This window comes from Blautia sp. DFI.9.10 (assembly GCF_024461705.1).
Classification (GTDB): Bacteria; Bacillota; Clostridia; order Lachnospirales; family Lachnospiraceae; genus Blautia_A; species Blautia_A fusiformis.
Map to the genome: position 1 here is coordinate 1 of NZ_JANGAA010000084.1, position 220 is coordinate 220.

Annotated in this window: 1 pseudogene; it reads left to right on the plus strand. The window is 41.4% G+C overall.

Annotation, left to right across the window (positions count from 1 at the left end):
- Window positions 1-220, plus strand: a pseudogene (locus NE671_RS15780) (preprotein translocase subunit SecY); the annotation flags it as partial.

Here is a 220-nt window from a genome sequence, read left to right on the forward strand (position 1 = left end):
TATACATCAATTACCTTTAATCCGATGGAAGTAGCCGATAATATCAAAAAGCACGGCGGTTTTATCCCAGGCATCCGTCCGGGAAAACCGACTTCAGATAATTTGACTAAAATCCTGAATTATATTATATTTATAGGTGCAGTAGGTCATGTTATCGTGGCCGTTATACCGTTCATCTTCAACGGTGTGTTCGGTGCGGATGTTTCCTTCGGAGCTACAT